Annotated in this window: 23 protein-coding genes and 1 pseudogene; 14 read left to right on the plus strand and 10 right to left on the minus strand. The window is 67.9% G+C overall.

Translation table 11 applies throughout. From position 1 onward, the window contains the following. Window positions 1-231: 231 nt before the first annotated feature. The gene (locus tag CXQ96_RS06450; RefSeq protein ID WP_104117202.1) at window positions 232-1,866 is read left to right on the plus strand and encodes a ribonuclease J; all 1,635 of its coding nucleotides are present in this window, start codon (window positions 232-234) and stop codon (window positions 1,864-1,866) included. A gap of 184 nt (window positions 1,867-2,050) precedes the next feature. Here CXQ96_RS06450 and groL read toward each other — a convergent pair whose 3' ends face one another. Then, window positions 2,051-3,664 carry a chaperonin GroEL gene (groL, locus tag CXQ96_RS06455; protein ID WP_104117203.1) on the minus strand — a complete coding sequence of 538 codons (1,614 nt, stop codon included), beginning with the start codon at window positions 3,662-3,664 and terminating at the stop codon, window positions 2,051-2,053. Between the two features lie 74 nt (window positions 3,665-3,738). Next, window positions 3,739-4,035: a co-chaperone GroES gene (gene groES / locus CXQ96_RS06460; protein WP_055768411.1), complete on the minus strand. Its 297-nt coding sequence runs from the start codon at window positions 4,033-4,035 to the stop codon at window positions 3,739-3,741. Window positions 4,036-4,362: 327 nt separating this feature from the next. Between groES and CXQ96_RS06465 the strand changes: the two genes are divergently transcribed. From CXQ96_RS06465 to CXQ96_RS06490, 6 genes are all read left to right on the plus strand, one after another. Next, on the plus strand, window positions 4,363-5,310 hold the full coding sequence (locus tag CXQ96_RS06465; RefSeq protein WP_104117204.1) for a siderophore ABC transporter substrate-binding protein: 948 nt from the start codon (window positions 4,363-4,365) through the stop codon (window positions 5,308-5,310). 32 nt (window positions 5,311-5,342) lie between these two features. Next, window positions 5,343-6,356: an ABC transporter permease gene (locus CXQ96_RS06470; RefSeq protein ID WP_104117205.1), complete on the plus strand. Its 1,014-nt coding sequence runs from the start codon at window positions 5,343-5,345 to the stop codon at window positions 6,354-6,356. Beyond that, window positions 6,346-7,359, plus strand: a complete 1,014-nt coding sequence (locus tag CXQ96_RS06475; RefSeq protein WP_219816101.1) for an iron chelate uptake ABC transporter family permease subunit — start codon at window positions 6,346-6,348, stop codon at window positions 7,357-7,359. Before CXQ96_RS06470 ends, CXQ96_RS06475 begins: the two co-directional genes overlap by 11 nt. After that, window positions 7,356-8,114, plus strand: a complete 759-nt coding sequence (locus CXQ96_RS06480) for an ABC transporter ATP-binding protein (RefSeq protein ID WP_104117206.1) — start codon at window positions 7,356-7,358, stop codon at window positions 8,112-8,114. The genes CXQ96_RS06475 and CXQ96_RS06480 overlap by 4 nt, the downstream gene beginning before the upstream one ends. Window positions 8,115-8,123: 9 nt before the next feature. Then, entirely contained in the window at window positions 8,124-9,338 is a 1,215-nt protein-coding gene (locus tag CXQ96_RS06485) for a class I SAM-dependent methyltransferase (protein ID WP_104117207.1), read from the plus strand. 148 nt (window positions 9,339-9,486) lie between these two features. After that, window positions 9,487-10,200 (plus strand): HAD family hydrolase, encoded by a 714-nt coding sequence (locus CXQ96_RS06490; RefSeq protein WP_104117208.1) that lies wholly within the window; start codon window positions 9,487-9,489, stop codon window positions 10,198-10,200. A 72-nt stretch (window positions 10,201-10,272) separates the two neighbouring features. On the opposite strand, the gene CXQ96_RS06495 is transcribed toward CXQ96_RS06490, so the two are convergent. Then, entirely contained in the window at window positions 10,273-10,566 is a 294-nt protein-coding gene (locus CXQ96_RS06495; RefSeq protein WP_104117209.1) for a DUF503 domain-containing protein, read from the minus strand. Window positions 10,567-10,815: 249 nt separating this feature from the next. Here CXQ96_RS06495 and ybaK point away from each other — a divergent pair, with 249 nt between their 5' ends. Further along, entirely contained in the window at window positions 10,816-11,310 is a 495-nt protein-coding gene (gene ybaK, locus CXQ96_RS06500) for a Cys-tRNA(Pro) deacylase (RefSeq protein ID WP_104117210.1), read from the plus strand. Window positions 11,311-11,441: 131 nt separating this feature from the next. Continuing rightward, window positions 11,442-11,933, plus strand: coding sequence for a GNAT family N-acetyltransferase (locus tag CXQ96_RS06505; RefSeq protein ID WP_258058909.1), 492 nt, complete (start codon window positions 11,442-11,444; stop codon window positions 11,931-11,933). 166 nt (window positions 11,934-12,099) lie between these two features. Here CXQ96_RS06505 and CXQ96_RS06510 read toward each other — a convergent pair whose 3' ends face one another. Next, complete coding sequence (locus CXQ96_RS06510; protein WP_104117211.1) at window positions 12,100-13,554, minus strand: APC family permease; 1,455 nt, start codon at window positions 13,552-13,554, stop codon at window positions 12,100-12,102. Between the two features lie 210 nt (window positions 13,555-13,764). On the opposite strand from CXQ96_RS06510, the gene CXQ96_RS06515 reads away from it, so the two are divergent. The 3 genes and pseudogenes from CXQ96_RS06515 to CXQ96_RS06525 all read left to right on the plus strand — a co-directional run. Further along, complete coding sequence (locus tag CXQ96_RS06515) at window positions 13,765-14,211, plus strand: VOC family protein (RefSeq protein WP_104117212.1); 447 nt, start codon at window positions 13,765-13,767, stop codon at window positions 14,209-14,211. Beyond that, window positions 14,208-14,942 (plus strand): maleylpyruvate isomerase family mycothiol-dependent enzyme, encoded by a 735-nt coding sequence (locus CXQ96_RS06520; protein WP_258058910.1) that lies wholly within the window; start codon window positions 14,208-14,210, stop codon window positions 14,940-14,942. Before CXQ96_RS06515 ends, CXQ96_RS06520 begins: the two co-directional genes overlap by 4 nt. A 250-nt stretch (window positions 14,943-15,192) precedes the next feature. Next, window positions 15,193-17,007: pseudogene (locus CXQ96_RS06525) on the plus strand (amylosucrase); the annotation flags it as partial. 7 nt (window positions 17,008-17,014) lie between these two features. Here CXQ96_RS06525 and CXQ96_RS06530 read toward each other — a convergent pair. Next, the gene (locus CXQ96_RS06530) at window positions 17,015-17,833 is read right to left on the minus strand and encodes a shikimate 5-dehydrogenase (protein WP_258058911.1); all 819 of its coding nucleotides are present in this window, start codon (window positions 17,831-17,833) and stop codon (window positions 17,015-17,017) included. Between the two features lie 158 nt (window positions 17,834-17,991). On the opposite strand from CXQ96_RS06530, the gene CXQ96_RS06535 reads away from it, so the two are divergent. Next, window positions 17,992-19,131: a glutamate--cysteine ligase gene (locus CXQ96_RS06535; RefSeq protein ID WP_104117214.1), complete on the plus strand. Its 1,140-nt coding sequence runs from the start codon at window positions 17,992-17,994 to the stop codon at window positions 19,129-19,131. Between the two features lie 58 nt (window positions 19,132-19,189). On the opposite strand, the gene CXQ96_RS06540 is transcribed toward CXQ96_RS06535, so the two are convergent. After that, entirely contained in the window at window positions 19,190-19,435 is a 246-nt protein-coding gene (locus CXQ96_RS06540) for a hypothetical protein (protein WP_104117215.1), read from the minus strand. A 355-nt stretch (window positions 19,436-19,790) separates the two neighbouring features. On the opposite strand from CXQ96_RS06540, the gene CXQ96_RS06545 reads away from it, so the two are divergent. Beyond that, window positions 19,791-20,669 carry a serine hydrolase gene (locus CXQ96_RS06545; RefSeq protein ID WP_104117216.1) on the plus strand — a complete coding sequence of 293 codons (879 nt, stop codon included), beginning with the start codon at window positions 19,791-19,793 and terminating at the stop codon, window positions 20,667-20,669. 111 nt (window positions 20,670-20,780) lie between these two features. Here the strand turns inward: CXQ96_RS06545 and CXQ96_RS06550 are convergent, their stop codons facing one another. From CXQ96_RS06550 to CXQ96_RS06565, 4 genes are read right to left on the minus strand one after another with little or no spacing between them, the layout of a single operon-like run. Then, on the minus strand, window positions 20,781-22,757 hold the full coding sequence (locus tag CXQ96_RS06550; protein ID WP_258058912.1) for a beta-galactosidase: 1,977 nt from the start codon (window positions 22,755-22,757) through the stop codon (window positions 20,781-20,783). Between the two features lie 47 nt (window positions 22,758-22,804). Next, window positions 22,805-23,443 carry a hypothetical protein gene (locus tag CXQ96_RS06555; RefSeq protein WP_104117218.1) on the minus strand — a complete coding sequence of 213 codons (639 nt, stop codon included), beginning with the start codon at window positions 23,441-23,443 and terminating at the stop codon, window positions 22,805-22,807. Further along, complete coding sequence (locus CXQ96_RS06560) at window positions 23,440-24,351, minus strand: carbohydrate ABC transporter permease (protein WP_258058922.1); 912 nt, start codon at window positions 24,349-24,351, stop codon at window positions 23,440-23,442. Before CXQ96_RS06560 ends, CXQ96_RS06555 begins: the two co-directional genes overlap by 4 nt. A 5-nt stretch (window positions 24,352-24,356) precedes the next feature. Continuing rightward, window positions 24,357-25,340, minus strand: coding sequence for a carbohydrate ABC transporter permease (locus CXQ96_RS06565; RefSeq protein ID WP_104117219.1), 984 nt, complete (start codon window positions 25,338-25,340; stop codon window positions 24,357-24,359). Between the last annotated feature and the right edge of the window lie 20 nt (window positions 25,341-25,360).

The raw sequence follows: 25,360 nt of genomic DNA on the forward strand, positions 1-25,360 counted from the left end.
GGACCGCCTGGGCCGACGGAGGAATAACCCGCGCGGCGCCCGACCACGTAGTCTTGGAGGAGTATGTCCCCGGAAAGCGGGGACCACGCGAATGGAACTGCCGGGTGGATGGCCTCGACGACGTACGTCTGACGGCCTCTGGCCCCGCTTCCCTCACCAACGAGAGAAACCTAATCTGTGAATAAAAGACCTGCCGCACTGAAAGCACCACGGGAACTGGCCAAGGGAGCCATGCGCATCGTCGCTCTCGGTGGCATCGGTGAGATCGGCAGAAACATGACCGTCTTCGAGTTCGACGGGAAGCTGCTGATCGTCGACTGCGGCGTCCTGTTCCCCGAGGAACACCAGCCCGGCGTCAACGTCATCCTGCCCGACTTCTCCTACATCCGAGACCGGCTCGACGACGTCGTGGCCGTCGTGCTCACGCACGGGCACGAGGACCACATCGGGGCCGTCCCGTATCTCCTCAAGGAGCGCGCAGACATTCCCCTGGTCGGCTCGAAGCTCACGCTCGCATTCATCTCGGCCAAGCTGCAGGAACACCGCATCACCCCGAAGACCGTCCAGGTCAAGGAGGGCGACCGCCGCACCATGGGCGGGTTCGACCTCGAGTTCGTGGCGGTGAACCACTCGATCCCCGACAGCCTCGCCGTCGCCATCCGCACCGCGGCCGGCATGGTGCTGCACACCGGCGACTTCAAGATGGACCAGTTCCCGCTGGACCGCCGCATCACGGACCTCGGAGCGTTCGCCCGGCTCGGCGCCGAAGGCGTGGACCTCTTCCTCACCGACTCCACGAACGCGGACGTCCCCGGCTTCACGACGTCGGAGAAGGACCTCTCCCCCGCCATCGATGCCGTCTTCCGCACGGCGCCGCGCCGGATCATCGTCTCGAGCTTCGCCAGCCACATCCACCGCATCCAGCAGATCATCGACACCGCGCACCGGCACCGCCGCAAGGTGGCCTTCGTGGGTCGCTCCATGGTGCGCAACATGACGATCGCAGCGGATCTCGGCTACCTGAACATCCCGCAGGGCCTGCTCGTGGACTTCAAGAAGCTCGAGCGCAGCGACGACCACAAGGTCGTCCTGATCTGCACCGGGTCCCAGGGTGAGCCGATGGCCGCCCTGTCGCGCATGGCCAACAACGATCACGCGATCCGGATCACCGAGGGTGACACGGTCCTGCTGGCGAGCTCGCTCATCCCCGGCAACGAGAACGCCATCTACGGGATCATCAACGCGCTGACCGAGATCGGCGCCAATGTGGTCCACAAGGGCAACGCGAAGGTGCACGTCTCCGGACACGCCAGTGCGGGTGAGCTCGCGTACTGCTACAACATCGTCAAGCCCCGCAACGTCATGCCGGTCCACGGCGAGTGGCGCCACCTGCGGGCCAACTCGGAGATTGCCGTCGCCACCGGCGTCGATCCACGCAACGTCGTCATCGCGCAGGACGGCGTAACCGTCGACCTCGTCCGCGGGCGCGCGACCCTCTCCGGCAAGGTGGAGGCCGGCCTGGTCTTCGTCGACGGCGACAGCGTCGGCGGGATCACGGAGGAGGACCTCCGCGAGCGCCGCCGGCTGGCGGAGGAGGGCGTGGTCACGGTCCTCGCGATCATCGATCCCGACAACGGCGAGATCGTCGAGGCACCCGAGTTCTTCACCAAGGGCTTCTCCTGCTCGGACGAAGACCTCGACAAGGCGGGAGCCGCCGTCGAGAAGGCGCTGCGCGACTCCGCGTCGAACCGCCAGGGCGGACGCCGACAGGATCCGGAGGAGATCATCGAGCGGGCCACGGCCAACTGGATGCGCCGGTTCTACAACCGCCAGCCCGTCGTCACGGCGATCGTCGTCGACGCCTGACCGGACGCCTGACCTGTTGCACCTGAAGGCCCCGGTACTCCTCGGAGTACCGGGGCCTTCGTGTTCCCCGACGGGCCCGAGCCAGGGATGGGACGGCCCGCCGAAGGACGGCCATATAAGAAGAAGCACCCCGGCTCCGAGGAACCGGGGTGCTTCTGGACGAACGGCCGGGGCCCTGCCCGTCCTAGTGCGAGTGGCCGTGGCCCTCGTCGTCGGACTCTTCCGGCTTCTCGACCACGAGGGTTTCCGTGGTGAGCACCAGTGCCGCGATGGAGGCGGCGTTGCGCAGAGCGGAACGCGTGACCTTCACCGGGTCGATGATGCCGGCGTCCACGAGGTTCTCGTACTCGCCCGTGGCGGCGTTGAAGCCGTGGCCCACCTCGAGGTCCGAGACCTTGGAGACGACGACGTAGCCCTCGTGGCCCGCGTTCTCGGCGATCCAGCGCAGCGGCTGGGCGATCGCGCGGCGGACGAGGCCGACGGCGGTCGCCGCGTCGCCTTCGAGGGCCAGGACGTCGGCGTCGGTGTCCAGCGCCTTGCCTGCGTGGACCAGGGCGGAACCGCCACCGGCCACAATGCCCTCTTCGAGAGCGGCACGCGTCGAGGACACGGCGTCCTCGATGCGGTGCTTCTTCTCCTTGAGCTCTACCTCGGTGGCCGCGCCGACCTTGATGACGCCGATGCCGCCGGCAAGCTTCGCCAGGCGCTCCTGGAGCTTCTCACGGTCCCAGTCGGAGTCGGTGCGCTCGACCTCGGCGCGGATCTGCGCCACGCGGTCGGCGACGTCGGACTCACTGCCCGTGCCGTCGACGATGGTGGTCGCGTCCTTGGTGACCGTGATGCGACGGGCGGAGCCCAGCACCTCGAGTCCGACCTGGTCCAGCTTCAGACCGAGGTCGGGCGAGACGACCTGCGCACCCGTGAGTGTCGCGATGTCCTGCATCATGGCCTTGCGGCGGTCACCGAAGCCCGGCGCCTTGACGGCGACGACGTTGAGCGTGCCGCGGATCTTGTTCACCACGAGTGTCGAGAGCGCTTCGCCCTCGATGTCCTCGGCGATGATGAACAGCGGCTTGCCGGCCTGCAGCGCCTTCTCCAGCAGCGGCAGGAATTCCTGCAGCGAGGAGATCTTGCCCGAGTTGATCAGGATGAGCGCGTCCTCGAGGACGGCTTCCTGGCGCTCGGCGTCGGTGACGAAGTAGGGCGAGAGGTAGCCCTTGTCGAACTGCATACCCTCCGTGAGGACGAGTTCGGTCTGCGTGGTGGAGGACTCCTCGATGGTGATCACACCATCCTTGCCGACCTTCTCGAATGCCTCGGCGAGGAGGTCTCCGACCTCGGTGCTCTGGGCGGAGATGGAGGCGACGTTGGCGGTCTGCTGGCCGACGACCTCGCGGGCGTTCTCGAGCAGGCGCTTGGCGACCGCCTCGACCGACACCTCGATGCCGTGCTTGAGCTGCCCTGGTGCGGCTCCGGCGGCCACGTTGCGGAGGCCCTCCTTGACGAGTGCCTGCGCCAGCACGGTAGCCGTGGTGGTTCCGTCACCGGCGACGTCGTTGGTCTTGGTGGCGACCTCCTTGGCGAGCTGCGCGCCGAGGTTCTCGTAGGGGTCGTCGAGCTCGACCTCGCGGGCGATCGTCACGCCGTCGTTCGTGATGGTGGGGGCGCCCCACTTCTTGTCGAGCACGACGTTGCGTCCGCGGGGGCCCAGCGTCACCTTGACGGTGTTCGCGAGCTTGTCCACGCCGGCCTCGAGGGCACGGCGGGCGGCGTCGTTGAATTCCAACTGCTTTGCCATTGTTGGTTCCTTTCAGGCTTGTGCAGCGAGAAAAACCCCGGCCACTGCGGGCCGGGGCTTTTCCAATCGGGGTACTACTTGACGACGACTGCGAGGACGTCGCGGGCGGAGAGCACCAGGTACTCCTGGCCACCGTGCTTGACTTCGGTTCCGCCGTACTTCGAGTAGATGACGATGTCGCCTTCGGCAACGTCGACGGGGACGCGGTTGCCGTTGTCGTCGACGCGACCCGGTCCAACTGCTACAACTTCGCCCTCCTGGGGCTTTTCCTTGGCCGTGTCCGGGATGACGAGGCCGGAAGCAGTGGTCTGCTCGGCTTCGAGCGGGCGGACAACGATGCGATCCTCAAGAGGCTTAATAGAGACCGACACTCGGGCTCTCCTTTGCGTTCGATACCAATGGAATGTAGGCCGTCGGGCTGGGCGTGAACCGTCGTCGCGGTGCCGGCGAACGCTTCCCTCGGGATTAGCACCCACATCGAGTGAGTGCCAACTCCGACTGTATGCAACGGCTAGCACTCGGTCAAGGCGAGTGCCAGCCTTCGTTTCGCGGAGCACCCGCAGGTGACTGAGGACACAGTGAATACGAAACGGTTCGTTTGCGTAATTCGCGGGCCGCCGCTTAGATTCGAAGAGGTAAGGCACTCCTTACTTCAACGACATCCGGCCTTCCCGGCCCTTCCCCCCGGAGTTCACCCCATGGCACATGTGCGCCTCGCCGTCCTCTCCGCCGCCGCCGCGGCTACCCTGGCCCTCACCGCGTGCGGTGGATCCTCCGAAGCGGCCGACGAGCCGGCAGCGGCCTCGACCGTCGTCGAGGTCGCTCACGCCCAGGGCACCACGGAGGTTCCGGTGGACCCCGAGACCGTCTTCACCTTCGACCTCGGCGCCCTCGACACCCTGGACGCGCTCGGCGTGGAGGTGGCCGGCGTTCCCCAGGGAACCCTGCCCGCGCAGTTGTCGGACTACGAGGGTGGCGACATCACGAACATCGGGTCAATGAAGGAGCCGGACTTCGAGGCGATCGCCGCTGCCGCCCCTGACCTGATCATCATCTCGGGCCGCGTGGCGGACTCGTACGACGAACTCTCGGAGATCGCACCGACGATCGACCTCAGCGTCGACGCGGCCGATCCGATCGCCAGCTTCACCGAGCACACGGAGTCCCTCGGCCGGATCTTCCGCGCCGAGGACGCAGTGGCCGAGCGCCTCGCGGCCCTCGACACCAAGATCAGCGAGACGAAGGAAGCCGCGGCGTCCGCAGGGAACGGTCTGATCCTGCTGACCAGCGCCGGTGAGGTCACCGCCTACGGCGCCGGGTCACGCTTCGGCCTGATCCACGACGTCCTCGGTGTCGCGCCCGCCGCCGACGTCAAGGCCGAGGGAACGCACGGAGAAGCGGTCTCCTTCGAGTACGTCGCCGAGATCAACCCCGCCCATCTGTTCGTCATCGACCGTGACGCCGCGGTCGGCGAGGCCGGAGCCGCGGGCTCGGCCGTCCTCGACAACGAGCTCGTGAACGGGACGGACGCCGCGAAGAACGACGCGATCACCTACCTCGACTCCGCGAGCTGGTACCTCATCGGTTACGGGCTGAACAACCTCGACGCCATGGTGTCCGCCGTCAACGAGGCCGTCACGGCCTAGTACCCCCCGCCTCGGAGCCCGCGTCCCCTTTCATGGCAACGCTCTCCCTCCGGTCGCGACGATCGGTACAGCAGTACGGTTCCACCCGCACGTCGGCCCTCTGGCCGGCCGGTGGAGCCGTGCTGCTGCTTGCCTTCGTGAGCCTCTTCGTCGGAGTCTCGGACATCTCCCCGGCGGACCTGCTGGCGGGAGATGCCGGAGTCTGGCAGACCTTCCTCGTGAGCCGGGTTCCACGCACCCTGGCTCTCATCCTCGCGGGAGTGGCCCTGAGCATCGCCGGGTTCGTCATGCAGCTCATGGCCCGCAACCGGTTCGTCGAGCCCTCGACCGTCGGGACGGTCGAATCGGCTACGGCAGGCATCCTCGTGGCCACGCTGTTCCTTCCCGCCGCCCCGATCGTGGTGAAGATGCTCATTGCTGCGCTGTTCGCCATGGCAGGCACCGCACTGTTCCTCTCCGTCCTGCGGCGGATCCCGCTGCGCAACACGCTCATCGTGCCCCTCGTGGGCATCATGCTCGGTGGTGTCATCGCGTCCGTCACCACGTTCTTCGCCTACCGATTCGATTTGCTGCAGACGCTCAACACGTGGATGATCGGGGACTTCTCGGGGCTCATCCGCGGCCGGTACGAGCTGCTGTGGATCGTGGCCGCGCTCGCCGTGGTCGGCTACGTGTGCGCCGACCGGTTCACCGTTGCCGGCATGGGCGAGGAGTTCACGACGAACCTCGGGCTGAACTACCGCAGCACCATGAACCTGGGCCTCGTCCTGGTCAGCCTGATCAGCGCGGTCGTGGTGGTCGTCGTCGGCGCCATCCCGTTCCTCGGCCTGATCGTCCCGAACCTCGTGTCCCTCCTGATCGGGGACAACGTCCGCCGGGCCGTGCCCTGGATCGCGATCTTCGGAGCCGGTTTCGTGCTGGCCTGCGACATCCTGGGCCGGGTCATCCGCTTCCCGTACGAAGTGCCGGTCGGCGTCATCGTCTCCGTCGTCGGGAGCGCACTGTTCATCACCCTGCTCCTGAGGAGGACCGCCGATGCGCGCTAGGACCAGCGCCCTGCCCACCGCCGTCGTGCAGTCCGGAAGGACGCCGATGAGATCGCTGCCGCCCGCAGCCTGGATCGTGGTGCTCGGCGTCACCGCGGCGGCGCTCGTCGCGGCGTTCCTGCTGGTGGGTCTCGAGGGCAACCTCGGCTATGTCCTGCCCCGGAGACTCAACCGTGTGGGAGCCATGGTGCTCGTCGCCGTCGCCGTCGGCGTGTCCACCGTCCTGTTCCAGACGGTGACGGGGAACCGGATCCTGACGCCGTCCATCATGGGACTGGATGCGCTGTACATCCTCATCCAGACCGTGCTGGCCTTCTCCCTCGGCGCGCAGACCCTCCTGACGCTCGGGGCGCCGGTGCGTTTCATCATCGAGGTCGGCCTCATGGTGGCCTTCTCCTGGCTGCTGTACCGCTGGCTCTTCACGGGTGGCGGGCGTAGCCTCCACCTGCTGCTGCTGGTCGGCATCGTGTTCGGCGTGTTCTTCCGCGGAGTGTCGTCGCTGCTGCAGCGATTGATGGATCCGAGCGAGTACATCATCCTGCAGGACCTGTTCTTCGCGAGCTTCAACCGCGTGGAGCCGGCCCTGCTGCTCATCTCCGCGGTCGCCGTCGCCGCACTCTGCATTCCCGCCTGGCGCCTCCGTCACCGCCTCGACGTCCTGGCCCTCGGCCGCGACACCGCGGTCGGGCTCGGCGTCGACCACCGGCGAACCGTGACACTCGTCCTGGTCATCTGTTCGGTGCTGGTCGCCGTCTCCACCGCCCTCGTGGGTCCGGCGACGTTCTTCGGGCTCCTCGTGTCGGCACTCGCGTACCAGCTGTGCCACCAGTTCCGCCATGCCATGGTGCTTCCCATCGCCGTCCTGCTGGGTGTGATCGCCCTCGTGGGTGGTCAGCTCGTCCTCGAGCAGGTCTTCGCTTTCGACACCGCGCTGAGCATCGTCATCGAGTTCACCGGCGGGATCGTGTTCCTCGCCCTCCTCCTGAAAGGTCGTATCCGGTGATCACCATCGACCACGCCAGCAAGCGCTACGGCACCACCACGGTGGTGGATGACGTCAGCTGCACCATCCCGCGCGGTGGTGTCACCTCGATCATCGGACCGAACGGCGCGGGCAAGTCCACACTGCTCTCCATGATGAGCCGGCTGCTTCCCCTCGACGCCGGCACGGTCGAGGTCAACGGTCTCGATGTCAGCACGACGGCGGGGCCGACGCTCGCACGGACCCTCTCGATCCTGCGGCAGGAGAACCAGCTGACGGTCCGGCTCTCCGTCCGCGACCTCGTCGGATTCGGGCGGTTCCCCCACAACAACGGGCGGCCGACCGTCGTCGACCGCGAGCACATCGATCGGGCGCTCGACTATCTCGATCTCACGCACCTGGCGGACCGCTTCGTCGACGAGCTCTCGGGCGGGCAGCGCCAGCGCGCCTTCATCGCCATGGTCCTCGCGCAGGACACGGACTACATCCTGCTCGACGAGCCACTCAACAACCTCGACATGAAGCACTCCGTGGACATGATGCGACTGCTCCGCCGGCTCGCCGACGACCTCGGTAAGACCGTGGTGCTCGTCATCCATGACATCAACTTCGCGTCCTGCTACTCCGACTCGATCGTCGCGATGCGCGACGGAGCCCTCATCCACCAGGGCACGCCGGAGGAGATCATGACGCCGGAGGTGCTGCACGACGTGTACGACGTCGAGATCCAGGTGGAGCACATCCGCGGCAACAGGATCGGCGTCTACTTCGCCTAGGCTGGCTGCATGGCTTCGGACAACATCGCGGACATCCTGACCTCCGAAGGCTGGGAGCTCCTCAACTCGCTCGGCCCCTACTCCGAGGCCGACAGCCTGAGGCTCACCGGGCAGCTGCGCAAGGCCGGCTACTCCCCCGAGGTGGTCGCGGCGGCCCTCACGCAGTCGCGGCTCCGCGCGAAGGCATCGGCCAAGTTCGGCCCCTTCGCTGCCCACATGATCTTCACGGCCGCCGGCCTCGAACAGGCAACGCGCCTGTCCGTCGCGGCGCGCCATGCCCAGCGGTTCGTCGACGCGGGACTCCTGAAGGTTGCCGACCTCGGCTGCGGGCTCGGCGCCGACAGCATGGCGCTGGCCACCCTCGACCGCGAGGTGACGTCCGTCGAGCTGGACGAGACCACCGCCGCCGCGGCGACGATGAACCTGCTCCCCTTCCCCAACGCGCGCGTCGTCAATGCCGATGCATCCTCCGTGGACACCGCGGAGTTCGACGGCGTGTGGCTCGACCCGGCACGCAGGACGACGACGACGTCGGGCACGTCGCGCCTCTTCGACCCGGAAGCCTTCTCACCCCCGTTGTCCTTCGTCCAGGAGCTCGCCGACAGCGGGAAGCCCGTCGGCGTCAAGATGGGACCTGGGATGCCGCACGAGTCCATTCCCGCGACCTGCGAGGCGCAGTGGGTCTCGGTGGATGGTGACGTCACGGAGGTGGCCCTCTGGTTCAACGCGCTCCGTCGGGACGGAGTCCGTCGCGCGGCGCTCACCCTCGGTCCGCAGGGCGCCGCGGAGATGGTGTCCGGCGCGGAGTTCGGCGAGGGCCCGATCGCGGCGATCGGCGAGCCCGCCGGCTACCTCTACGAGCCCGACGGCGCCGTCATCCGCGCCGAGCTCGTGGCCGACCTCGCGGCCCGGCTCGGTGGTCACCTGCTCGACCCGATGATCGCGTACATCTGCGCGCCAACACTGACGGACACACCCTTCGCCCGCGCCTACCGCGTGCTCGAGGTACGTCCCTACAACGTCAAGGCGCTCAAGGCCTGGGTCCGCTCCGAGGGCATCGGCGTGCTCGACATCAAGAAGCGCGGCACGTCCGTCACTCCCGAGGAGGTCCGCAAGCAGCTGCTGACCGGTTCGGGAAAGGGTCGCAAGAAGGCCACCCTCGTGCTGACGCGCATCGGGGACGAGCGCGTGGCTATCGTCGTCGAGCCCGTGCCGGCCGCGTAGGCGGAAGAGCACCGCCTCCCAGACCACACACTTCCCCTCCCGCCGCAACCGGCCGATCCGGTTGGGCAGGCATCCGCCGGCTTCCTAGACTCGGACACGGTAGAACAACGATGCGGCAGGACGATCGCGCGAGCGGAAGGTGGACCACATGGCCGATGGAACGACGGACTCCCCCGAGGTACGGCACGGCGTGCTCTTCGACGTGGACGGAACCCTCGTCGATTCCAACTACCAGCACACCCTCGCGTGGTGGCAGGCGTTCCGCCGGTTCGGGCACGACGTCCCGATGGCCGAGATCCACCGGGCCATCGGCATGGGTGGCGACAAGCTCGTAGCGCACCTCCTCGGCGAAGACCGTGACGCCGAACAGGACGCCGAGCTCGATTCCACGCACGGCGCAATCTTTTCGACCTACTGGCCCGGCCTCCGCCCCTTCGCGGGTGCCGGCGAGCTGGTACGGCGCTGTGCCGACGACGGCCTGACGGTGGTGCTGGCCTCGTCCGCCTCGAAGCAGGAGCTCGGCGTCCTCCGCGGCATCATCGACGCCGACGAGGCGATCAGCGCGGCCACCAGCTCCTCGGACGCCGAGAACAGCAAGCCTTCCCCGGACATCCTCGAGGCCGCGCTCGACGCCGGTGGACTCGAGGCGGCCAACGCCGTCTTCGTCGGCGACTCGGTGTGGGACGTCCTCGCCGCGTCGGAGCTCGCCATCCCCACGATCGGCCTGGCCTCGGGCGGCACGAGCGAGGCTGAATTACGGGAGGCGGGTGCCGTCGAGGTGTACAAGGACATCCGGGCGCTGCTCGACGCGTTCGACGACGGCGCCCTGCACAGGCTCGCCGCGTCCTCCGGCGAAGCCTGAGCGGGCAGGTTCAGCACCCGGTAGCGCCGGGCTCGCGTCCGCATCCGCCGGCTCGGTGGGCCCCTGCCGACGCTAGTCCTCGCTGCTGAGGAGCTGCCGGTGGGCGCTCAGCAGTTCGATCTCCGGCCTCGCTGCGACGTACCGCTCCACGCGGTCCAGCACGTCCACCACGTGCTGCCGATCTCCGCCGACGACCGCGGCCCCGACGACGGCCCGGCGGTGCAGGTCCTGGTGGCCGACCTCGGCAACGGACAGCTCGAATGTCCGGCGGAGGTCCGAGACCAGCGGACGCACCACCGATCGCTTGCCCTTCAGCGAGTGCACGTCACCGAGCAGGACGTCGAACTCGATGAAACCGACCCACATGACGGTCCTCCCTGTAGTGCCCCCGGGGTCAGATCTTCGTACTGTAGCGGAGGCACGACACTGTGACGGAGGCTCGAGGACTCCGCGTCCGAGGGCTGGAGAGCGCTCAGCGACAGGGCGTAGATTACGCCGAAGGACCCTGGCCGGCAGGGCCGGTGGTAGCTGGTCCCACTCCCGAGTGTGGGTTCAGCGGCGGTCGGGGCCGGACGGGCATCGCGGACTCGAGTGCCGTCGGAGAGGGAGGCGAGAGTGGGCAAGAAACCGAACCGGTCCGCCGGTACACCTGCGGTGGCCGCGCTGACAGCAGCGGGAATACCGTTCGTCGCTCGCCCCTACGTGCACGACGACGACGCCCCCTCCTACGGGCTCGAAGCCGCGGCCGCGCTGGGGGTCGAGCAGGAGCGGGTCTTCAAGACGCTCATGACGAGCGTCGACGGATCCCTCGTGGCCGCCGTCGTGCCGGTCAGCGGGTCGCTCGACCTCAAGGCTCTGGCGCATTCGCTCGGAGCGCGGAAGGCGACCATGGCGGATCCGGCCGTGGCGCAGCGCCGTACGGGCTACGTGCTCGGGGGGATCTCGCCGATCGGGCAGCGGCAGCCGTCGCCCGTGGTGATCGACGAGTCCGCCCATGCGCAGTCCACGATCTTCGTGTCCGGCGGCCGGCGGGGGCTGGACATCGAACTGGCCCCTGCTGACCTCATCGCCGCCACGCACGCCCTGACGGCGGCCATCGCGGGTCCCTGAGCGCCGGAAGTGACGGGCTACGGTAGCTGGGTGAAGACCATCACCGGTGCCGCCGGCCCTCATCGCCGCAGCCGCGCGAGGTCCTTTCGGCTGCACCGAGACACCGTCCTGGCTGCGGTCGGCTCCACGCCGTGACGGCGCCCGCGCGGCTCCTTCTTCCAGCCTGGCCCCGAGAGCCGCCCACCTCCGGGCGCGTGGCCCTCCGTGCGTTCGAGGACCGGGACGCCGCCATGGTCCGTGATCTCGCGACGGATCCTCACGTGCCGCTCATCGGCACACTTCCCGCGCTGTGCGACCAGGCGGAAGCTCTCGCGTACATCCGACGCCAGCGTCAGCGGCATCCCGAGGGCACGGGGTTCTCCTTCGCGATCTGCGACGCCTCCTCGGGGGACGCGCTGGGCATCATCGGGCTTTGGCTCCGTGACTACGGGCTGGGTCGCGCCCAGGCGGGGTACGCCGTCGCACCGGCCGCCAGGGGTCGGTCAGTGGCCTCGGACGCACTGCGAGCGCTCTCCTTGTTCGCGTGGACCCTGCCGGATCTCCACCGCGTGGAACTCCATATCGAACCCTGGAACACGGGCTCGATCGCGGTCGCCCGGAACGCGGGCTTCACCTACGAGTGACTCCTGCGCGGCTATCTGGAGATCGGCGGTACACGGCGGGACCTCGGATCCTTCTCACTGGTCCGGACGGCGTCTCCTGAAACCGTCGTTCCGCCGGCGAATGGGGAAGGCCGCTCCACCTCGCCCCGCCCTCAAAGTTAGGCGGGTCAGGCGGATGCCGTCCGGCTCAGCCGTCGACGGCCGTCGGATCACCGGCGCGCGTGTTGGTCTTCCTGTTGATGAGCCACGTCACGAGCCACAGGACGACGCCGATCGCCATCAGGCTCCCGGCGATCTGGTACTGGACGACGTCGCGCCCCACCCACGGTCCCGCGAGGAACGCACACAGCAGCGCGGCCACGACAGGGAGCGGGCCCGGCGAGGTGAAGAACACCTTGCGGTTGAGGTCCCGCTTCCGTCGCAGGACCACGCAGGCGACGTTCACCACCGTGAACACGCACAGCAGCAGGAAGGCGGTCGTACCCGAGAGATTGGCGACAATGTTGCTGTCAGGATCGCTCGTGACGTACAGGATCAGGCCCAGCGCGAGGATGGTGGAGAAGGCGATCCCCGCCCAGGGCGTGCACCGGACGGGCAGCACCTTGGCGAGCGGTCGGGGCAGGACGTCCTGCCGGGCCATGCCGTAGATCAACCGACTCGCCATGAGCATGTTGATCAGGGCGGTGTTCGCGACGGCGAAAACGGCGAGGAACGGGAAGATCCTGTCGATGGGGAAGTCCGGAGAACCCTTGTGGACGACCTCGAGCAGGGCCGCTCCCTCGGCCTCGCGGATCCCTTCGAGCTCCGTCGGGCTGAGGACGGTCACGACGGAGATCGCGACCAGCATGTAGAAGATGACGGCGATGCCGAGGCCGGTGAGCATGGTCCGCGGGAAGATCCGCTCGGGGTTCTGGGTCTCCTCCACCATGTTCACGGAGTCCTCGAATCCGACCATCGCGAAGAAGGCGATGGAGGTCGCCGCGGTGACCGCGAGGAACATCCCCTTGTCCTGGTAGTCGGTGAAGACGAAGATCTCGCCCACGTTGTCCTTGCCCTGCGCCATGGCGAGGAATCCGACGGCGATCACGATGCACAGGGCGGCCACCTCGACGAGCGTGAGGACCACGTTGAACTTCACGCTCTCGCCGACCCCGCGCAGGTTGATCACGGCGAGCAGGAGCATGAACCCGAGGGCAACCGCGGTGATGACCCCCTGTCCCGGCATCGCCAGCCAACCATTGATCTCGAGTCCGCCGAAGAAGTTCTGCGCCAGGACGTTGGCCGAGGTCGCCGCGCTCGTGAGGCCGGAACACACGACGGCGAACGCCACCAGGAACGTGACGAAGTGGATCCCGAACGCCTTGTGCGTGTAGAGCGCGGCACCGGCGGCCTGCGGGTACTGGGTCACGAGCTCCAGGTAGGAGAACGCGGTCATGGTCGCGACGATGAACGCGAGCAGGAACGGGAGCCAGACCAGTCCGCCCACCGTGCCGGCCATCGTTCCGGTGACGGCGTAGACACCCGCTCCAAGGATGTCCCCGACGATGAAGAGGAGGAGCAGTTTCGGCCCGAGCACCCGTTTGAGTTCGGGCTCACCGGTGGTCGCTGGTGCGTCGGATACGTGCTCGGCAGAAGTACTCATGCTGGCCTCCCCTGTGGTTTTCCACCTCACTGTGGCCCTGATCAGCCTGCTTAGCAAGAGCCGGCCGCGAAACCGTCATGCCGTGCTCCTGCCGTCGTCGTGCCTGTCCCTTGCCGAAAGTCTCCCCCGCACCGATGATTCTTGAAGGTCGCTTCCGTCCAACACGTATCAAGGGCCCACGAAGGGCCCTCCAAGAACAGGAGAACGGCCATGGCCACGCGAGTCTTCATCAACCTTCCGGTCGCCGATCTGGCGAAGTCCAAGGAGTTCTACACCAGCTTCGGCTGGACCCTGAACCAGAACTTCTCCAACGACGATGCCGGTGCCATCACCATCAGTGACACCATCCATCTGATGATCCTCACGCACGAGCACTACTCGCGGTTCACGGACAAGCCGATTGCCGACACCCACTCCACCTCCGCTGTCATCAACGCCATCGGCCTCGAGGAGTCTGCACACGTCGACGCGCTCGTCGAGCAGGCCGTTGCCGCAGGTGCAGTCGAGGCAGCCCCGCAGGAGCTGGGCTTCATGCGCTCGCGCTCCTTCGCGGATCCGGACGGGCACACCTGGGAGATCATGTGGATGGATCCCATCGCCGAGGCAGGCGACTGGGCAGCGGTCCAGGCGAAGTACGGCGAACAGCAGCCGGCGTGATCCCTTCCCCTCCGCCCGATGCCGGGGCAGGTGTAGTGGGTCCCGGCGTCGGTAGCGCTTCCGCGAGGAGAGCACTGTGGCAGGTCACGCATGCCGAACGCGCCGCCCTCGCCCAGGACCTCGCGACCCTTACGCCGGACCAATGGCAGCGCCCGTCCCTGTGCGGCAGGTGGACTGTCGAGGAAGTCGTCGCACACCTCTCGGCCGCAGGGTCGATAGGCAGGTGGCCATGGATCCGGAGCATGGTCTTCGCCGGTTTCCGGCCCGGCGTGCACAATCAGCGCCGCCTGACCGAGCACCTCGGCGCCACGCCCGCCGGGACGCTCCGGCGGTTCGAGGAGGTCGTTCCGCTGTCGGTCGCGCCGTCGTCGGATCTGCCTGCCTATCTCGGCGAGGTCGTCGTGCATGCGCAGGACATCCGGCGAGCCCTGGGCATCGAGACTAGACCCGCCCTGGACGCCCTGCTTCCGGTCGCCCGATTCTTCGTCGCGAGGAACTTCACCGTGCCGAGCCGACGCATCGCGAGCCGGCTCCGGCTGATCGCGACCGACGCTCCGTTCACAGCGGGCGAGGGGCCGGAGGTCCGCGGGCCGCTGGTAGCGCTCGTGATGTGCATGGCCGGCCGTCCTGACTACCTCCGCGATGTCGCCGGTCCTGGCGTGCCCCTTCTGCGAGCGCGCATCGCCGGGGGCGACGGGAACCGAGGCCCGATGCCTGCCCGCGCGGTCTGACGGGCAGCACGGGGTCCGGTCTGCCCCTTTGACCTGCACCGCTGCACCGCTGCACCGCTGCACTACAGGATGTGCCGTCGGCCGGGCTCCCGGGAAGTCGCGGTCCGGCACCGGATGCGCACTCCGCCGGCGCGCCCTCCTGCACTACGCTTGCTGGATGAATCCCACGGAGAGCCTGCCCGGGGACCGCATGCGGGCGGCGCTGCTGTCTGCGCGCCGGAGTACGACGCCGGACGCCGACTGGCAGTCCTTCGAGGCCCGCTTCGACGCGGAGTTCCCCCGGCTGCAGTCGCTGTTCCACCAGATCTACGGGCCTGGAGCGGACGCAGAACTGCTGCTGGTGGTGCTCGATGCCGCGGCGTCCTGGCAGGACCGGCCCGCGGACCTCAAGGCCATCGACGCGTCCCGGGCAATGGCTCCGGACTGGTTCCAGTCGAACCGGATGCTCGGGGGCGTCTGCTACGTGGACCTGTACGCGGGGAACCTCGAGGGACTCCGCTCGCGCATCCCGTACTTCCGCGAACTCGGCCTGACCTACCTGCACCTGATGCCGTTGTTCCTGGCTCCCGAGGAGAACTCCGACGGCGGCTACGCGGTCTCGAGCTACCGCGACGTCGATCCGGCACTCGGCACCATGGACGAACTCGCCGGGCTCGCCCGGGAGCTGCGGGACAACGGGATCGCCCTCGTGGTGGACTTCATCTTCAACCACACCTCCAACGAGCACGAGTGGGCCCGCAAGGCCATTGCGGGCGACCCCGACTTCGAGGACTTCTACTGGATCTACCCGGACCGGGAGATGCCGGACGCCTACGAGCGCACCGTCCGGGAGATCTTCCCGGACGACCATCCCGGGTCCTTCGTGCAACTCGACGACGGGCGCTGGATCTGGGCCACGTTCCACTCGTTCCAGTGGGACCTGAACTACCGCAACCCGCGCGTGTTCCGGGCGATGGCCGGGGAGATGCTGTACCTCGCGAACCAGGGCGTCGACATCGTCCGGATGGACGCCGTCGCGTTCATCTGGAAACGGCTGGGTACTTCCTGCGAGAGCCTCCCCGAGGCGCACCTGCTCCTGCAGGCCTTCAATGCGGTGTGCCGCCTCGCTGCGCCGTCCCTGCTCTTCAAGTCCGAGGCGATCGTGCATCCGGACGAGGTGGTGCAGTACATCGATCGCGGCGAGTGCCAGCTCAGCTACAACCCCCTGCAGATGGCGCTGATCTGGAACTCGCTTGCAACACGCGAGGTCTCCCTGCTCGCCCAGGCACTCGAGCACCGGCACCACATCCCGGAGGGAACCGCCTGGGTCAACTACGTGCGGAGCCACGACGACATCGGCTGGACGTTCTCCGACGAGGACGCCGCCGAACTCGGCATCAACGGTTCCGACCACCGCCGCTTCCTGAACTCGTTCTACGTCAACCGGTTCCCCGACAGCTTCGCGCGCGGCGTCCCCTTCCAGGACAACCCACGCACCGGCGACTGCCGGATCTCGGGAACGACGGCGTCACTCGCCGGGCTCGAGGCGCAGGACGACGCCGCCGTCGCCCGCATCCTGCTCGCGCACTCGATCATCCTGAGCACCGGAGGCATCCCGCTGCTCTACCTCGGCGACGAGGTGGGCCAACTCAACGACTACGGGTACGAATCGGACCCGGCGAAGGCGGACGACAGCCGCTGGGTGGGCCGCCCCGCCTACCCGGCGGACCGCTACGCGTCGCGGCAGGACCCGACGACCGACGCCGGCGCCGTCTTCGCCGGGCTCCGCCGCCTGATGGAGGTGCGTCGCCGGACCCCGGAGTTCGCCGGGGGTCGGCTCGTACCGTTCCGCACCAATAATCCGCACGTCCTCGGCTACCAGCGCCCTGGCCTGCTCGGCGCGCTCGGAGCACCAGAATCGACCGTCGTCGTGTTCGCGAACTTCGCGGAGACACCGCAGGAGCTCTCCGTCGAGACCCTGTCCGGCCTTCCCGAGTCCGCGCCGGACCTCATCAGCGGTGAGCGTACGCTCCTTCGTCCCGGCGTGACCCTCGAACCGCACGGCGTGCTGTGGATGCGGGTCTGATGCCGTCCTACGCCTGCTGGCGTGAGAACTCCCCCGCTGCCCGCACCTGCTCAGGCGTTGGCCGGACGCCGGTGTAGAGCACGAACTGCTCCTCGGCCTGCAGCGCCACCACTTCGGCTCCCGTGATGACGGGCTTTCCGGCGTCGCGTGCGGCAAGGATCAGCGGAGTCTCCGACGGCGAGGCGACGACGTCGAACACCACCTGCGCGGCGTCGATCGCCGTCCGGGGGAAGGCGACGACGTCCGCGTCGGCGCCCGTCATCCCCAGCGGCGTGACATTGAGGATGAGGTCCGCCGTCGACTCCCCGACCTCCCGCTGCCACTGGAACCCGTACAGCCCGGCCAATGCGCGGCCGGTGCGCTCGTTGCGCGCCACCACGGTGACGCGGGTGAAGCCGGAATCCCGCAGGGCCGCGACCACCGCCTTGGCCATGCCTCCGGAGCCCTGCACGAGCACCGAGTGCGTCGCCGGGACGGCATGCTCGCGCAGGAGCCGCTCCACGGCGAGGTAATCGGTGTTGTAGGCGGTGAGGACGCCGTCGTCGTTCACGATCGTGTTGACGGAGTCGATCGCCGTCGCGGAAGGGTCGAGGTGGTCCACGAGCGCGATGACGTCCTCCTTGAAGGGCATCGAGACCGCGCAGCCCCTGATGCCGAGCCCGCGGAGTCCTGCGATGGCGGATGGCAGGTCCGTCGTCGTGAAGGCCTTGTAAATGTAGTTCAGCCCCAACTCCTCGTAGAGGTAGTTGTGGAAGCGCGTGCCGATGTTGCTGGGCCGCGCAGCCAGGGAGATACAGAGCGTCATGTCTTTGTTCAGGATGGGCACCGCACTATTCTGCCCGAGTCCCGGGCGGGGGACGACGACGACACATCACGCGCCGGTCGGTGCGCCCTCACTACACTTGACCTCAGTCCTCCACGCGACGGCGCACTGTCGAGGCCTTCCCACCGCACCACTTCCCGCACCGTCCCAGGAGCAAGAACTTGAAGATCGAATTCGCGCAGTCCGCCCAGTCCACACTCGGCGTGGAGTGGGAGCTGGCGCTCGTGGACCGCTACAACGGCGAGCTCGTCTCGGTGGCCAACGAGGTGCTCAGGGGCGTCAGCGCGAACCACCCGGAGCTGCAGGACGACGACGAGCACCCCCACATCAAGCAGGAACTCCTGCTGAACACCGTCGAGCTCGTCACGGGCGTCTGCACCACCGTCGACGAGGCCAAGGAGGATCTGTCCCGCTCCCTCGCCGCGGTTCGCGAGGTCACCGATCCCATGGCCGTCGAGCTCTTCTGCGCCGGCTCCCATCCTTTCAGCGCCCCGCGTGCCCAGCAGGTCACCGACAAGGAGCGGTACGCGAAGCTCATAGACCGCACGCAGTGGTGGGGTCAGCAGATGGTGATCTACGGCGTGCACGTCCACGTGGGGCTCGATCACCGCGACAAGGCGCTGCCGGTCGTGGACGGTCTGACCAACTACTTCCCGCACTTCCAGGCGCTTTCGGCGTCGTCGCCCTTCTGGGGCGGGGAGGACACGGGGTACGCATCGCAGCGCGCCCTCATGTTCCAGCAACTGCCCACGGCCGGCCTGCCGTTCCACTTCGACGACTGGTCGGGGTACGAGTCCTACGTCCAGGACATGTTCACCACGGGCGTGATCGACGCGGTCAGCGAGATCCGCTGGGACATCCGACCCGTCGCGAACCTCGGTACCGTCGAGATGCGCGTGTGCGACGGTCTCTCGACCCTGCAGGACGTCGGCGCCGTCGCGGCACTCACCCAGTGCCTCGTGCACGAGTTCTCCGGGACGCTCGATGCCGGCGGAACGATCCCGACCATGCAGCCGTGGCACATCCAGGAGAACAAATGGCGTGCGGCGCGCTACGGCCTGGACGCCATCATCATCCTCGACGCGGACGGCAACGAGCAGCTCGTCACGGAGCACCTCGTGGAGGTGCTGAATCGCCTCGAGCCGATCGCCGCGAAGCTCGGCTGCAGCAGCGAACTGGCCGACGTCGAGGGCATCCTCCGCCGGGGCGCCGGCTACCAGCGCCAGCGTCGGATCGCCGAGGAGAACGACGGCGACCTGCGCGCCGTCGTGCTGGACATGGTGCAGCAGCTCCGGGCCTGACGGTGCAGCCGCTGCGACTGGATCGACTGCCGGGCGTGCCGGGCAGGTGTGGGGTGCGCTAGCGCGAGCCTCCGGTGAAGCGGTCGTCCGTCGTCGGATTGTCCGCCGGTGAGTCTTCGAGGCCGAGGTTGCCTGCGAGGGTCTCCACGGACGGTTCCGCATCCGGGACTGCCTGGTTCGAGATCAGATCCACCTCGTCCGCAGCGGTCAGCGGGCCGTCCTGGATCTGGCCTACGTCGGTAGGGTCGATACCCTCGGTGCTGCCGAGGTCCTTCAGGTGATGTTCTTCCGTCGGCTGGTCCATGGTCCGAGCGTAGGCCGCCGGCCACTGTGTCCGCAGCCCGGGCCGCCGGTCGCCAGCGGCGTTGCGCCCTCCCGCGGCGAGGTGTAACGGCCTCGCCGGTCCCTCCGGTCCCGCCCGATCCGGCGGGCGCAACCGGTCCGGGCACGCGCCACTGCGGTCGCCGCAGGGCCTCCGGGTCGTCGGTCCGGGCCGTCCCGCAGGTTATGCTTGCACGTCGACGCGCCCGCTGCGGCGGCCCCGGTGACCAGGAACGTAGGAGAGCCGACATGGCAGAGATCTTCCCCTTGGCACCCGAGCGGCTTCCGCGCCGGGGGCGCCGATGCCAGGGCTCGCGGCACGGGCAGGAGAAGGACTGATGGGGCAGCAAGCCGGACGCCGCTCCCCCTCGCGCAGGGTCCGGCGCATGCGCACGGTGTGGGGCGCCTGCACCGCGCTGGTCCTCACCCTCGTCGTCCTGACCGTGATCGGGTTTCAGTCCGCTTCCCCTCCGGACGCGGAACCTCATGATGAGGTGCCCGGTGCCCCCGTCGCAGAAGCCCCCGCATCACTGGACGACGAGATCTCCGCCCTCCTCGCGGAAGCCGACACGTCCCGGGTCGGCGTGGCGCTGGCCGATGTCTCCGGTGACGCTACCCGGACCTTCGGCGATGAAACGCCCTTCTTCGCCGCGAGCACTGCCAAGATCATCTCGGCTGCGGCGTTCTACCATCTGGTCGAGAACGGGGAGGCGAGCCTCGATCAGGACCTGGGGGACTACGACGCCGCCTTTCAGATCGAGGCCATGGTCAACAACAGCAGCAATGATTCCTGGGCCCTGATCATGGACGCCGTAGGCCACCCGCAGCTCACGGAGTACGCGGCGTCCCTCGGCATCGACTACGACCCCGAAGACAACCTCCTGACAGCGGCGGACATGGCTACCGTGCTCAAACAGCTCTACGCGGGCGACCTCCTCAACCAGGAGGACACTGCACAGTTGCTGGGCTACATGCAGGAGACCAACAACGAGGATCTCATCCCTGCCGGTTCACGCCCGGGGATAACGGTGCACCACAAATACGGCCAGGTGGACGGCGAACTCCACGATGCAGCGCTCCTCACCTACCACGGCTCGACCTTCGCACTCGTCATCTACACCGAGAACACGGAGGGCAACGCCGGCGCCGAGCAGGTCCAGCTGATCCATGATTTGACCCGTGTGATCGAGGATGCCCTCTTCGCGCCGGACGCCTGAGCGGGAACACGAGCGGATCCGGGCACGGAGCCCGGAGGGATGTCCGGTCGCAGACGCCCTGCGGCGTGCCCGGCTCCCGGCTCCCGCTGAGGCGGGCACGCCGTCGGCTGCTCAGCCTTCGACCAGCACGAGCGCGTACCCGAAAGGTTCCAGCGTCACGCCGTCCACGGCGGCACCACTGATCACACGGCCCTGCACAGGTACGTCCACGACGTCGGTCCCGTGGTTGATGACGGTCAGCAGCGGCCCGCGGCGGATGGCCTCGACCATGGGGGGAAGGCCGGGCAGCACCGGTTCCACGCCCGCCTCGCGGAAGACGTGCTCGAGCACCTGCCGGGACCCGTCGTCGTCGGGCACTGTGGCCAGGTAGTACGCCGTTCCCGCTCCCCGGGCGCGCGCGGTGAGCGCGGGCCGGCCGTCCTGGCGGCCGCCGTCGAACCGTGCGAGGACCTCGGCATCGGTGGCATGGATCTCCTCGGCGAGCAGGGAACCGGTGAAGCCGAATCCCTTCCCCGCGACCACGGCGTGCTTCTCGCCCGGTCCCGGTGAGCCGGGGTCCACCAGCGCACCGAAGTCCTCGACGACGACGCCGAGCACGTCGCGCAGCTGCGTGCAGAAACCACCTGGCCGGAAGCGATCGCTCTCGTCCACGACGTCACTGAATGCCGTGACGAGCAGATGCCCGCCGCGCCCGACGTACTCCACCAGATTCGCTGCTCCCCCGGCGGTCAGCAGGTAGAGGTGGGGCGCGACGACGGCGGCGTAACCCGAGAGGTCGGCCGTCGGAGGCACGAGGTCCACCTGCACGTGGAGACGGTGGGCCGCGTCGTACCAGCCGCGCACGAGCGACAGGTAATCCAGGGCGGTGGGGTGGTCCGGGTTCTCGATCGCCCACCAGTTCTCCCACTCGAGGAGGATGGCGACACGCGATGACGCGCCGTCGTCGACCGGAAGTCCAGGGAGCCGTCCCAGCTCCGCGCCGAGTGCCACGACCTCACGCCACGTGCGCGTCGCCGTGCCGGCGTGCGGCAGCATCCCGGAATGGAACTTCTCCGAGCCCGCCCTCGACTGCCGCCACTGGAAGAAGAGGATGCCGTCGGCGCCCCTGGCGATCGCCTGCACGCTCTGCGCCGCGAGCTGTCCCGGCGCTTTCGGGGCGTTCGAGGGACGCCAGTTGACCGCATTCGATGCCTGTTCCATGAGCAGCCACGGCGTTCCGGGCTTCAGGGAACGCATGAGGTCGCCGTGAAAGGCGCCCTCACGGAAGCCCTCGGGATCGTTGGGATCCGGATAGAGGTCGTCGCTGATGACGTCGAGCTCCGCTGCCCACTGCGCGTAGTTGGCCGGCTTGAACGCGCCCATGAAGTTGGTGGTGATCGGCTGGCTCGCACCGGCGGCCCGGATGATGTCGCGCTCCATCCGGTAGCACTCGAGCAGCATGTCCGAGGTGAACCGGCGGTAGTCGAGCAGTTGACCGGGGTTGTGGCTGTACGGCGCATGCCGGGGCGGGAAGATCTCGGCGAAGGAGCCATAGCGCTGGGACCAGAACATCGTGCCCCAGGCATCGTTCACTGCATCGATGGTCCTGTAGCGGTCCTCCAGCCAGGTCCGGAACGCGTCCCGGGCAGCATCCGAGTAGTCGATGTTCAGGTGGCAGCCGTACTCGTTGTTCACGTGCCAGAGGACGACGGCGGGGTGCTGGGCGTAGCGCTCGGCCATCCGCGTGACGAGGTCGGCGGCGAGGCGCCGGTAGGCCGGCGAGGATGGTGCGTAGTGCTGGCGGCTGCCGTGCCAGTAGACACTGCCGTGTTCATCGGCGGCAAGCATGTCCGGATAGGCGATGGTCGCCCACGGCGGGGGCGACGCCGTCGCGGTCGCGAGGTCCACGGCGATGCCGCCGTGATGCAGGAGCCCGATGATCCGGTCCAACCACTCGAAGTCGAACTCGTGCTCGGACGGCTGGATGCGGGCCCAGGAGAAGATGCCGAGGCTCACCATCGTGACGCCGGCCTCCTGCATGCGTGCCACGTCCTCCGGCCAGACCTCCTCCGGCCACTGTTCGGGGTTGTAGTCGGCGCCGTAGTGCAAGAGGACTCCAGGAGTAGTCGGTTCGTCGGGGACGGAAGGGAAACAGGTCAGGAGCGGGAAGGCCGTGGGCGCACGGCGGTCGCGAGTGCAGCGAAGACGAGGCATCCGACGCCGGGGACCACGAGCGGCGGCAACTGCCATGCCACCATTGCGGTGAGGACCACCGCCGCGACGAGCCACAGGACGCCGGCCGGGTCGGTCCGAGCATCGCGGAACCACTGACGCCAGGCGGAGCGCCACGATCGCGTGCCCTGCCATCGCGCCGTCGTTCCCGCGAGCCCTGCCAGCACACCGACCAGCAGGACGACGCCGGCGGCGAGGACAGCCTGCCAGCCGGGGAGGAGCCGCGACCCGGCGACGACGATGTCCAGCAGCAGGAGCCCGGCCGCGACCGCGACACCGAGTCCCACGAGCCACCCCGTCCTCAGTGCTGCCATGAAGTCCGCAGCGAAGTGCCGGAGCGACGAGTCCTCCGCCCGCAGGAACCGGTGCAGGTGTGCGGAGCCTGCCGCAAGGGCCGCGGGAATCGTGACGACGCCGATGCCCGCCACGCAGCACAGCACCCCTACCCAGAGGACTTCACCGAACAGTGCGAACTTCGCTGTGGCTCCGGGCCAGCGCAGGCTGCTTCCATCGCGGGCCGCTGCTGCGCGCCCCCGACCGGCCTCGCGCTGGCGCCGGCTCATCCCTTCAGGCCCTGGGTTGCCACGCCGTCCACGAGGAACCGCTGGAAGATGATGAAGAACAGCAGTACGGGAAGCAGTGCGAGGACGGAGATGGCGATCGTCGCTCCGTAGTCCGAGGTGCTCGTCTGGTCGTTGAAGATGCGCAGGGCGAGCGGCAGCGGGTACTTGTCCGGAGAGTTCAGGTACAGCAGCGGTCCGAGGAAGTCGTTCCAGCTCCAGATGAACGCGAAGATCGACGACGTGATGATGGCGGGCTTGATCAGCGGGAGCGTGATGGAGAAGAAGATCCGCCCGTGCCCGCAACCGTCGATGCGTGCTGCCTCGTCGAGTTCACGCGGCAGGTTGCGGATGAACTGCACCATCAGGAAGACGAAGAACGCCTCGGTGGCCAGGAATTTTCCGGCCAGCAGCGGCCAGAAGGTGTCGATCAGGCCGAGGTTCCGGAAGATGATGTACTGCGGGATGATCAGCACGTGGAACGGCAGCAGCAGGGTTCCGATCATGGCGGCGAAAAGGATCTTGCTGCCGCGGAAGGTGATGCGTGAGAAGGCGTACGCCGCCATCGATGAGGAGATCACGGTGCCGATCACCGCACCGACCCCGAGGAGCAGCGAGTTGAGGAAGAACTTCCAGGTCGGGATCCCCGCGATGCCCTGCATGACCTTCACGAAGTTGTCGAAGGTCGGGTTCTCGGGGAGGAAACCCTGGTTGCTGCCGAACTCGGAGTTCGGTTTGAGCGAGGCCGAGAACATCCAGAGGAGCGGGTACAGCACAATCGCCGTCAGGGCGACGATGCCGACGATCCAGAGCGCCGTCGGGAGGTGGCGCCGCAGCGGGCGGCGCTTGCGCGGAGGCTGCGTGCGGTCCCTGCGATCCGACGGGACGGGAACGGCAGGGCTCGATTCGATGGTGGTCACTTGGAGTCTCCTGCGTAGTGGACCCAGCTCCTGGAGGTGCGGAACAGGATGAAGGCGAGGACGCCGACAGCGAGCAGAAGCACCCAGGCCATCGCGGATGCGTAGCCCATCTGGTTGTTCGCGAAGGCCCGTGTGTAGAGGTAGACGGTGTAGAAGTTGGTGGCGCCACCGGGACCGCCGGTTCCCGAACCGATGATGTACGCCGAGGCGAAGACCTGGAAGGCGTTGATCATCTCGAGCAGCAGGTTGAAGAAGATGACGGGCGACAGCATCGGAACCGTGACGCTGAGGAACTTGCGCCAGGGTTTCGCCCCGTCGACGGAAGCGGCCTCGTACAGCTCCGCCGGGACTCCCTTGAGCCCGGCCAGGAAGATGACCATCGGAGCGCCGAACTGCCAGACGGCCAGCAGGATCATCATGGGCATGATCAGGGAGGGGTTCCCGATCCAGCCGCCCAGGTTGATTCCGAAGAAGTTGAGCGTTCCATCGACAGGGCCATCGGTGGAGAACATGGCCCGCCACACGATCGCGATGCTGACACTGGCGCCGATCAGGCTCGGCGCGTAGAACGCCGAGCGGAAGAAGCCGGTGCCTCGTGCCTTGTAGTTCAGGAGCATGGCGACCGCGAGCGCGGCGGCGAGCTTAATGGGAGTCCCCACCAGCACATAGATCAGGGTGATCCGCACCGAGCTCCAGAACTTCTCGTCCTCGGCCATCCGGGTGAGGTTCTCGAGCCCGGTCCACTCCGGAGCGGTGAAGAGGTTGTAGTCCGTGAAGGCGAGGTACAGGGAAGCCAGCATCGGACCGAGGGTGAGACCCACGAAGCCGAGCAGCCACGGCGAGAGGAAGACGTAGCCCGCAACGGTGTCGCGGTTGCGGCGGCGGGGCCGGGGCCCGCCCGTCCGGCGGCTGTCCGCCGGACGGGCACCGGATTCGGCGGTGCGGGGTTGTGCTGGCGCGTGCGCCGAGTCCGTGGTCACGGTCTAACTCCTTTGTCTGA

Source organism: Arthrobacter sp. B1805 (genome assembly GCF_002929745.1).
Lineage (GTDB): Bacteria > Actinomycetota > Actinomycetes > Actinomycetales > Micrococcaceae > Arthrobacter_D.

What these genes read in the sequence shown, in the direction of transcription:
- CXQ96_RS06450 (WP_104117202.1), top strand. Translation starts at nt 232, where the DNA reads ATGCGCATCGTCGCTCTCGGTGGCATCGGTGAGATCGGCAGAAACATG.
- groL (WP_104117203.1), bottom strand. Translation starts at nt 3,664, where the DNA reads ATGGCAAAGCAGTTGGAATTCAACGACGCCGCCCGCCGTGCCCTCGAG.
- CXQ96_RS06465 (WP_104117204.1), top strand. Translation starts at nt 4,363, where the DNA reads ATGGCACATGTGCGCCTCGCCGTCCTCTCCGCCGCCGCCGCGGCTACC.
- CXQ96_RS06470 (WP_104117205.1), top strand. Translation starts at nt 5,343, where the DNA reads ATGGCAACGCTCTCCCTCCGGTCGCGACGATCGGTACAGCAGTACGGT.
- CXQ96_RS06475 (WP_219816101.1), top strand. Translation starts at nt 6,346, where the DNA reads ATGCGCGCTAGGACCAGCGCCCTGCCCACCGCCGTCGTGCAGTCCGGA.
- CXQ96_RS06485 (WP_104117207.1), top strand. Translation starts at nt 8,124, where the DNA reads ATGGCTTCGGACAACATCGCGGACATCCTGACCTCCGAAGGCTGGGAG.
- CXQ96_RS06490 (WP_104117208.1), top strand. Translation starts at nt 9,487, where the DNA reads ATGGCCGATGGAACGACGGACTCCCCCGAGGTACGGCACGGCGTGCTC.
- CXQ96_RS06495 (WP_104117209.1), bottom strand. Translation starts at nt 10,566, where the DNA reads ATGTGGGTCGGTTTCATCGAGTTCGACGTCCTGCTCGGTGACGTGCAC.
- CXQ96_RS06510 (WP_104117211.1), bottom strand. Translation starts at nt 13,554, where the DNA reads ATGAGTACTTCTGCCGAGCACGTATCCGACGCACCAGCGACCACCGGT.
- CXQ96_RS06515 (WP_104117212.1), top strand. Translation starts at nt 13,765, where the DNA reads ATGGCCACGCGAGTCTTCATCAACCTTCCGGTCGCCGATCTGGCGAAG.
- CXQ96_RS06540 (WP_104117215.1), bottom strand. Translation starts at nt 19,435, where the DNA reads ATGGACCAGCCGACGGAAGAACATCACCTGAAGGACCTCGGCAGCACC.
- CXQ96_RS06545 (WP_104117216.1), top strand. Translation starts at nt 19,791, where the DNA reads ATGGGGCAGCAAGCCGGACGCCGCTCCCCCTCGCGCAGGGTCCGGCGC.
- CXQ96_RS06555 (WP_104117218.1), bottom strand. Translation starts at nt 23,443, where the DNA reads ATGAGCCGGCGCCAGCGCGAGGCCGGTCGGGGGCGCGCAGCAGCGGCC.